General features: G+C 57.1%; 5 protein-coding genes and 5 pseudogenes. 4 read left to right on the plus strand and 6 right to left on the minus strand.

Annotated elements, in window-relative coordinates; genetic code table 11:
- Positions 1-190: 190 nt before the first annotated feature.
- On the minus strand, positions 191-562 hold the full coding sequence (locus tag QD409_RS34810) for a transposase (protein WP_240535525.1): 372 nt from the start codon (positions 560-562) through the stop codon (positions 191-193).
- Positions 563-1,060: 498 nt separating this feature from the next.
- Between QD409_RS34810 and QD409_RS34815 the strand changes: the two genes are divergently transcribed.
- The 3 genes and pseudogenes from QD409_RS34815 (at position 1,061) to istB (ending at position 4,607) form a co-directional block, all read left to right on the plus strand.
- Complete coding sequence (locus tag QD409_RS34815) at positions 1,061-1,954, plus strand: MurR/RpiR family transcriptional regulator (protein WP_004126151.1); 894 nt, start codon at positions 1,061-1,063, stop codon at positions 1,952-1,954.
- Between the two features lie 567 nt (positions 1,955-2,521).
- Positions 2,522-3,807, plus strand: a pseudogene (istA, locus tag QD409_RS34820) (IS21 family transposase).
- Positions 3,807-4,607, plus strand: coding sequence for an IS21-like element ISSme2 family helper ATPase IstB (istB, locus tag QD409_RS34825; protein ID WP_004126157.1), 801 nt, complete (start codon positions 3,807-3,809; stop codon positions 4,605-4,607). The pseudogene istA and the gene istB overlap by 1 nt, the downstream one beginning before the upstream one ends.
- 225 nt (positions 4,608-4,832) lie before the next feature.
- On the opposite strand, the pseudogene QD409_RS34830 reads toward istB, so the two are convergent.
- The 3 genes and pseudogenes from QD409_RS34830 to QD409_RS34840 form a co-directional block, all read right to left on the minus strand.
- Positions 4,833-5,618: pseudogene (locus tag QD409_RS34830) on the minus strand (IS110 family transposase); the annotation flags it as partial.
- A 103-nt stretch (positions 5,619-5,721) separates the two neighbouring features.
- Positions 5,722-6,663, minus strand: a complete 942-nt coding sequence (locus QD409_RS34835; protein WP_240535526.1) for a cupin-like domain-containing protein — start codon at positions 6,661-6,663, stop codon at positions 5,722-5,724.
- 584 nt (positions 6,664-7,247) lie between these two features.
- A pseudogene (locus QD409_RS34840) lies at positions 7,248-7,493 on the minus strand (hypothetical protein).
- Positions 7,494-7,630: 137 nt separating this feature from the next.
- On the opposite strand from QD409_RS34840, the pseudogene QD409_RS34845 reads away from it, so the two are divergent.
- Positions 7,631-7,940: pseudogene (locus QD409_RS34845) on the plus strand (transposase); the annotation flags it as partial.
- Between the two features lie 15 nt (positions 7,941-7,955).
- Here QD409_RS34845 and QD409_RS34850 read toward each other — a convergent pair.
- Both QD409_RS34850 and QD409_RS34855 read right to left on the minus strand, forming a co-directional pair.
- Positions 7,956-8,420, minus strand: a pseudogene (locus tag QD409_RS34850) (IS66 family transposase zinc-finger binding domain-containing protein); the annotation flags it as partial.
- Between the two features lie 66 nt (positions 8,421-8,486).
- The coding region (locus tag QD409_RS34855) for a transposase (RefSeq protein WP_430764968.1) at positions 8,487-8,747 on the minus strand (261 nt) is incomplete at its 5' end.

The raw sequence follows: 8,747 nt of genomic DNA on the forward strand, positions 1-8,747 counted from the left end.
AACATTATGTGGCGGAAGATGCCAGATTTGGCAGTCCCCGGCTGGCGCCATGACGGCTCCGCCACAAAATCTCACCCGATGCATAAAAAGGGGTCGAGGCCGCCATCGCGCACCAGGGCCATCARCGAKGCMGCGCCTTTGCGGAARTCGACSGGYTGRCACGACACATAGACCACGACACCCGAAGCGATCATGCTTGCCGTACCGCCCTGACGATGCCGCTCAGCAGCGCCGGATCGATCGAAGCGCTGACGCGAAGTGTCGTGTCGCCCACCTGGATCTCGACAGTGTCCGTCCGCACCGCCTCGAAACGAGTAAAGGCCTCATCGTTTTCGGTTGCTCTCAACCGCTGAACCGAACCAGATGCAAGGGCTACGCGCCGCCATCCAAAGAGCTGCGATGGGTCCATTCCATGGGCACGCGCGACCGCAGAGACATTTGCGCCCGGAGCCAACGCTTGCTCCAGGATCAGAGCTTTCGCCTCATCTGACCACGACTTCGGTTTCCGCCGCGTTCGCACCGGCTCCGCCGTCAGAATTTCGAACGTACGATCATGATTCATATCTTCACTCATAGGATTCCCAGCATGATTCATGCTGAAAATGAGCGATTTCGCGTCTCCATGCTACGTGGGATGGCCTGTCCGCTTACGAACAGTGGAGATAACCCCTTCGTTGGCTAATTCTGCGGAGTTGGCACATCTTTTGCTTGCTTCCTATTGCGAAGCAATGGACTGCCGATCTTAACGTCAAGGACGAGATTATGATGATGAGAAGTAGAAGACAGCGTGCCGCACATCGAGTAATTTCATGTTCGGCGCCGTCCTGATTCTCCTGACGATGTTGGTGCGCTTGGGTTGACATCGCCTGATCTTCAAGAAAGTTTCAATCAAACCAGGTCCCGGGGAACGCTTAAGCACGTGGATGCCGTAGGCAACACGGGCTGTTTGAGGCATCGCGGAATGGTCACGTTTGTCAACGAAGACGGCGACCTTAATCCATAGACCAAGGAAAAGCCTTTGTCGCTTAAGCATTTGCCTAATAGACTTCAGGAAGTAAGAATGGATTGTCCCACCACAAGTCTCATAAAGAACAACTATGAGCGATTTCCTCGGCAAATGAAGGTCGCTGCGCGTTGGTTGGTTGACCATCCGACAGAGGTCGCACTGCTGTCAATGAGGGAGCAGGCACGCCGAGCACGAGTGCCTCCGGCAACATTAACGAGACTTGCAAAACGCCTTGGCTTCGACGGTTTCGACAAATTAAAGGAGGTATTCGCCGATAGGGTCAGGGAACGGCCGGAAAGCTTCGGTGGGAGTGGAGAGGAGTTATTGGCACGAGCGGAGATCGGGGGCGATGGCGTCCTCATATGCGATACAGTGAATGCTTTGCAGGGTCATCTAAGCAGGTTCGCGCAGCCGCCCGCGATTGCCGCGTTGGCGGCAGCAGCCGACCTAATAGCGGAGGCGAAACAAATTTTTTGCGTCGGCCGCCGTTCAAGCTTTCCCATCGCCTATCTAATGCACCATGTTGGATCATTGCTTGGCTCTCCTACAACATTGATCGATGGGATGGGCGGTGCCTCCGATGATGCGCTTCGGTCTGTCGGCCCAGAAGACATTTTGCTAGCGGTCACAGTCAACCCTTACACTCGCTTCACAGTACAGGCAGCCGAGTTTGCCGTATCCCGTGGTGCAAAACTCGTCGCTTTGACGGACAGCGAACTGTCTCCAATCGCCAAGATTTCTCAAGCGGTAATCCGCGTTCGCACCGAAGTTCCTTCATTTATTCACACGATGACTCCCGCATTGGCCGCAGTAGAATGTCTCATGGAACTGGTCGCCGCGAGACGCGGGAGCTTCGCTCTTCGAGCTCTGGCTGACCATGAAGAACAACTTATGGAATTCGAAACTTATGCTCTGAAGAGCGGCGTCGGCAAGAACTCTCATGACTAAAGAAGAGCCAGAAATTTGAACCGCTCGTTTCCGCCTAGCAGGTCGCTGAACTCTATCGCATCGAGGCTGAGTTGCGTTTGTTTCCCCTATCGATTGGCCGGAGGACAGGATCGATCAGCGCCCTTGATAGCGCACATGCGGACCTAGCTGAGCCACCATCTGGCTCGCGTCGCTGGCTGCTCAACTGTCTAAAGCTCTGTCTCCCGCCCTGCGCAGCCGCTCCAAATACCAGGCCCATAATAAGGAAGGCCGAAGGTTGCACGATTTACCTTTACAATGAACATCAGAGCTCACGTGCGATAACTGGCTATCAAACCGAGTCTTCAAATCCTCTTATGTTCGTTGTCAAGTGGTCTAGGCATGACTGTGTCCCTTCCATCAGCAGTGATGAAGCCGTGTAGATGAAGCTGATATACAAAGTTGGAGGCAGGGCTTTCGACGACGGTTGGCATACTCTTGTGCGCGGGTTGTTTACCGCATTTCCGTAGGTTCTGTCGGGCGAAATGAAAAACTGACCCCCTGACGAACCGAAGAACTGACCCCTCGTGTCAAAACGAGGAATGATGGATGACGAGCACGATTTTATCGCATCCTGCATTGTCGCGAACGATGCAGGACGGGGATATGCTTCAGGCTGATGAGGTGGTGGCGATGTTGCGGCTGCACGAGCTCGGTTGGGGCGCCAAACGTCTATCGAAGGAGTTCGGATGCGCCCGCAATACGGTCCGGCGTTATCTTCGAGAAGGCGGAGTTGCACCGTTCAAACAGCCTGTTCGGCGCACGGGGTTCGACGGGCTTGATGATTGGCTTCGCGAGCGTTTTTTCCGGCACGACGGCAATGCGGATGTAATCCGCCAGGAGTTGGCGAGCGAGCATGGAATCACCATCGGTCTGCGTTCAGTTGAGCTTCGAGTTCGGCAGTGGCGGCGAGAGCTAAAAGCACAGAAGCGGGCGACAGTCCGCTTTGAGACGGCGCCAGGCCATCAGATGCAGATCGACTTCGGTGATACGAAGGTATGGATCGGCGGCGAGCGGGCTCGGGTTCATCTGTTCGTGGCGACGTTGGGCTATTCGCGACGGATGCACGCTCGCGCGTCACTGAGGGAGCGGCAGGCGGACTGGTTCGAGGGGATGGAAGGCGCCTTTCTGCGGTTTGTTGGATTCCGGCGGAAGTGCTGATCGACAATGCGAAAGCCCTGGTCGAGCATCATGATGCGGTGACGCGAGAGGTAAGCTTCAACGCGCGACTGCATACTTTTGCCCGTTATTGGGGCTTCACGCCGCGGGCCTGTGCACCGTATCGGGCGAGAACGAAAGGCAAAGACGAGCGCGGGGTCGGCTACATCAAGAAGAACGCGATCGCCGGGCGACGCTTCGAGAGCTGGGCCGAGTTCGAAGCGCACCTGGATCGATGGACACGCGAAGTTGCCGACCAGCGTGAACACGGCACCACCGGTGTCAAACCGGCGGAACGTTTTGCCGACGAAGCCAAGGCGCTACGTCCGCTGGCCGGACGGGCACCCTTCGGACAATTGCGGGATCTGGTTCGCAAGGTTCAAGCCGATTGCGCGATCGACCTCGATACCAACAGCTACTCGGTCCCTTGGCACCTGATCGGTGAAAGCGTTCAGGTCGTAGTGTTGGCCGGCCGCGTGATTATCCGTCATGCCGGCCAGGTCATCGCTAACCATCCCCAGTGCCGGGGGCGACGACAACGAATTGTGGACCGGGCGCACTTTGTTGGCGTTACCGGCTTCGACGGGCCGGTTCGTAAGGAGGCCATCGAGGCCGCGCCCGCTGCCTTGCTGCGGCCGCTTGCGGAATATGAAGCAGTGGTTGGAGGAGGCTGGTGATGACGACTGTGGATCATGACGTGCTGATCGCAACGCTCGACCGGCTGAAGCTGACGGCGATCCGCGACCAGCTCGATACGTTGCTGGACGAGGCAGCGCGGTCGAAGATGACATTGCGGGAGGCTCTCGCCTTCCTGGTATCGCGCGAGATCGCCCGGCGCGACGAGCGGCGGATATCAATGTCGAGCAAGCTGGCGCAATTCCCGTTCGTGCGCGAACTGGACGGCTTCGACTTCGAGGCGCAGCCCTCGCTGGATCAGGGGCAGATCAGGGAACTAGCGACCTGCCGCTGGATCGCCCACGGTGACACTGTTCTGTTCCTTGGACCGCCAGGTACAGGCAAGACGCATTTGGCGGTGAGCCTCGGCCGCGAGGCGATCCGTCAAAATTACAACGTCCAGTTCGTCACGGCGGCTACCTTGGTGGCGATGCTGGCGAAGGCTCACAGCGACGGCTCGCTCGACAAACAGTTGACGATTCTGTCGCGACCGAAATTGTTGATCATTGACGAGCTGGGGTACCTGCCCTTCGAGGCCAATGCCGCCCACCTGTTCTTCCAACTGGTGTCTCGGCGCTACGAAAAGGGCTCAATCCTGATCACTTCAAATCGCTCTGTGGGCGAATGGGGAAGTGTTTTTGGGGATCCCGTCGTTGCCACGGCAATATTGGATCGCCTGCTTCACCACTCGACAGTGATCACCATTCGGGGCGATAGCTACCGACTTCGCGAAAAGCGCCGCTCCGGCCTTCTGCAGAAGGCCGGAGCGGCGCTTGAAACCAACGAAACTGCAAACAAATGAGGGGGTCAGTTCTTCAATTCGGCAGAGGGGTCAATTCCTCGATTCGCTTGACAGGTTCGTCTGGGGCTGCCTCTGTCTACGATCGGGCATGGGCTCAACGCTTGCCACTTGGATTTGGCGAGGATTCCCCACCGGGGCTCTGCCCCCAAGTTTATACATCAGCAGATATATGCGAATGCTGATTAGCTGCTTCCTTTCATGTATTGAGGTTGGCGTTGATCACGCTTATGCCGCGGGAGCGACCTCTTGACCGATAGCCCACAGGAACGCCGCCATTTCCCGAGCGATCGCGATGGTGGCTACTGCCTTGAGCTTCCCCGCGCCGATAAGTTGATGATAGCGTGCGCATAGCCGGATCTGAGCTTTCCAGGCGATTTCGCGGACCGGCTGTGGCAGCCCCTCCAGTCTTGCCTGAATGGCCCGACTTACCCGGGCCGGGTAATCTATACGTCCACGCGCCCTCAGAACACGGCGGGCCCGCGTACTTCCCGCCTTGGTGATACCCTTGCGTTTCACCGGTTCGCCAGTCGAGCTCTCGGACGGCACAAACCCCAGATACGCCATCAGCTGCGGAGCCGTTTCGAAGCGCCTGACGTCGCCGATTTCAACCACGAAAGTCACCGCTGTGAGGAGCGAGACGCCGCGCATTGCTTGATAGGCTTCGACGACTGGCGCCATCGACCAGGAGACCACAGTCGCGGCGGCCTGTTTGGTCAGCCGCTCTACCCGAACCTCAGCGTCTTCGATGGTCTGAATGTATTCTGCGAGAACGATGTGGTGGGCGGGATGGGTGAACAACAACTCTGCCAACCATCGCCGATGGACTTGTGTCCAGGGCGAGCGGCCGCTATAAATATGACCGCGACGCAGCAGGAAAGCCTGCAACTGCTGGCGGGATTTCTTCAGGGCGTCGTTTGCAGCCTCACGAGCCCGGACCAGATCGCGGATCGCCTCATGGGTCTCATCTGGAACCCAAACTCCCGTCAGTTCCCCCGCCCGGTGCAATCGGCTTGTTCGAGCGACCGTCGGAGGAACAGCTCAGCGGGCAACACCTCACTACCGCAGCAGGTTTGATCTAGCAATCCCGTATGCGAGCTCGTGCGGCTCACTGTTGTCAACTCACATAGCTCAGATAGGGCCGATATAGGGGAAACGTGATAGCTTCCGGTACGTTGCTGATTACCGCCAGCGCGGTGACCGCGTTGTAAAAAATGACCTCTTTCGGCATGCCCTTGTCTGCCTGCGTTAGCGCATCTAATACGCTGCGATTCGTGTGAAAATCGATGTTGAAGGAAATCGAGGCCGATAAGCTGCGAACGTGATGGAGCGTTCCGGGCGGCATATAAAGGATGTCACCGGGATTTACCGTGATTACGAGGGGTGTCGCTCGCTTGTACTGCGGAAAGCGCACATAGTCCGGTTGCTCCGGGTCCACATCAAACCACCGCCAACCTCGGCGTGCACAGCGGGTGGCTTGGCTGGGTGGGAGAATGGTGAACTGCTTCGCACCGAAGATTTGGAAAAATAGGTTATGGCTAAGCAGCGTATCGAAGTGGAGGGGGGTAACGGTTCCTTCCGGACCCATGAAAAACTGCGTATAGCGCCACCAGTGCCGGCGGTAAGACGAACTGACAAAGTTAACCGGGAAGGGCTGACAGTCCTCCGCCAAGCTCTCCACTAAGCCCAGTAGGGGGATGTCGTGGCAGTAGGGTGCCGCTCTCGCGTTCAATGAAGAGGCTCCATCGTGGCAAGACGGTGACTCCATTACAAACCGGGCGTATTTTGCTAGTTCCCAAGAAGAGACCTTAATCTCGCTGCCGTCGAGCGTTTTGGTGGGTACAATCATTGACCCGGCGACTTTCTCAAAATACTCAGGTGACCAGCGCTGACAGGCACTCCAGGCTGCACAGCCTCCACGTAGGAGAACCGGCCGCATGGGATCTCGGTAGTTCGTCGCAAATTCCCAGTCAAATAGCTCTGTCACTGTAGGAATCGATGACCAGCCAGAGTCTTCTAGCGGCGCCAATGAGGATGCTACTGTTTCAAGTTCAACCATTTTTAATCTCATATTTTGCGTGAATTCGTTAAGCGACGACTCCCATCGCGACCGTAGCGAATTGGCTAACCAGCAGCATGCGGTATTAACCTCTTGGACGGGTAAGTAGACCTTGTATTTATGCAGGCGGCGGTCGAAACGTAGACCCGGCACTATCGAACCACTCGGGTCCCACTTCCGTATGCTTGCTCACACACTCACGAGCACTTGTCGCGGAAGGTGTCGTTTGCACCGAACTCTCTGAGCTTTGTAAACCGCATGGGATCACTATTCCCGCAGACGGTGTACATTCATTCCTGTCATTTTCCTGTTAATTTCCGGATAGAAGGATATTCGGAATGTGCCCACCTGCTCAACTATTAGTCTTGGTAGTTGGTGTATATACATCTGAGCAGACCACCTAGGATGCGTACTGTCGACCGCGGGCATACAACTCGATCACCGCAAATGTCGGGATCTGGAACGATGCGCACGAGATAGGTGCTGGTTTCCATTGCTTTTGAGCCGGATGGAGCGTGCTGAAACCAACGCATCAACGGCAGGGCGGCTTTTGCAAAGCAGGTAGAGACGTGGGGAAGACCTTCTCACCAGCAGCTTTGGGTTCGCACCAGTTGGCGACTTACTTGGCGATCGCGGTTTGCTGAACATCTGGCGTCGGGACGCTCGGCTGACCGTATGTCGGCGAGGAGATCTTGAAGATCGTCAATCCCATTTTCGGTCAGGCCTTTTGCCATCTTCACTGCCGCCACGGAGATAAACCAGTTTGCCTTCGGCGATATTGTCCGAGTTGGCGGTTACCTCTCGACTAATTCGAAGTTCTCGCCGATCATGGCGACGACTTCTTGTGAGCAAGATAAAACCTCCACCTTCGGTGGAGCGTAAGCCCCGTCTGTGTCCCATCGGTTCGGCTGCTTTTTGCAGCATAGGTTCGAATGCGAGAAGGTTTCCAGGCGCATATGGAAGCTGAATGATGGATGATGGATTTGTTGGTCGGTACGAGGTTGTTGAGCCGCGCCGCGGTAACCGGCGGTCGCCGGATGATGTGAAGGCTCGAATTGTGGCGGAAAGCCTTGAGCCTGGTGTTCGTGTTGTTGATGTCGCGCGTCGTCACGGCGTAATAGCGAACCAGCTTTCCGATTGGCGGCGTCAGGCTCGCGACTGCATTCTTATACTGCCGTAACACTGCCGTCAGAGCGCATGGTGTCGAGCCAGCGTTCGTGCCTCTGCCAATCGCTGCGGAGTCGCCTGAGCCTGTCACTCGTTTGGACGCTCCTTTAATGTGATCCGTGAGGTGCCGCTCCAAATCCGACCTGATCGGCCAACGTCGAGGTCGACAGGTCTATGCCCTCACATTTGAACCTTGTGCTCTGGCGGTTCAGCGGACTGTGCATCCCAAATTTGTCGAAGACGATCGTCGCCAGCAGATGCGGACCGATGAAGCCGCGCGGCGTGGCATGGAACGGTGCTGGCGCCTGGCTGATCGCCTCGCAATCGCGGCAGGTAAATTTCTCCCGAACCGTCTCGATCACTTTGAAGCGGCAGCGGTATCTCCTCCAGTGTCTCGTTGACATCCTCGCCCAGCTTCGACAGGCGCGGCCCGCCGCCGCAGCACAGATGGTCGGGGGATCGATCACCACGCGCTCGCGCTCGGCATCCTCTGGCCAGGGTTTGCGCACCGGCCGTTTGCGTGTGAACGAACGCACGCTCGACGTTCTGGCGGCAGCAGCCTGGGCCGCCACTTCATCCTCCGTCGCGGCCATCAGTCGGGTAGGCGCGGCCCGTTTCCGGGCCGCACCCCCCTTAGAGTCGGATTCGAAAAGCGTTCAACGATATCCATACCTTGCTAGCCGTCTGGTGATGAGACGAATGTGGGCGATCATGATCCACGCTTCGGCTGATGCGATGGAGCGTTCGACGTCTTTGGCCAATCTGCGGCATCTGCCAAGCCAGGCGAAGGTCCGTTCGACCACCCATCGACGCGGCAGAACCTCGAAGCCTTTCGCCTTGTCTGAGCGCTTGATGATCTCGATCGTCCAGCGCCCGATCTTTTTCAGTCGCCGCTTCAACTTATCGCCCGCATAGCC

It is taken from the genome of Rhizobium sp. BR 315 (assembly GCF_050577975.1).
Classification (GTDB): domain Bacteria; phylum Pseudomonadota; class Alphaproteobacteria; order Rhizobiales; family Rhizobiaceae; genus Rhizobium; species Rhizobium miluonense.

Coding starts and splice junctions, on each gene's coding strand:
- QD409_RS34810 (WP_240535525.1), bottom strand. CDS start 562: ATGAATCATGATCGTACGTTCGAAATTCTGACGGCGGAGCCGGTGCGA.
- QD409_RS34815 (WP_004126151.1), top strand. CDS start 1,061: ATGGATTGTCCCACCACAAGTCTCATAAAGAACAACTATGAGCGATTT.
- istB (WP_004126157.1), top strand. CDS start 3,807: ATGACGACTGTGGATCATGACGTGCTGATCGCAACGCTCGACCGGCTG.
- QD409_RS34835 (WP_240535526.1), bottom strand. CDS start 6,663: ATGGTTGAACTTGAAACAGTAGCATCCTCATTGGCGCCGCTAGAAGAC.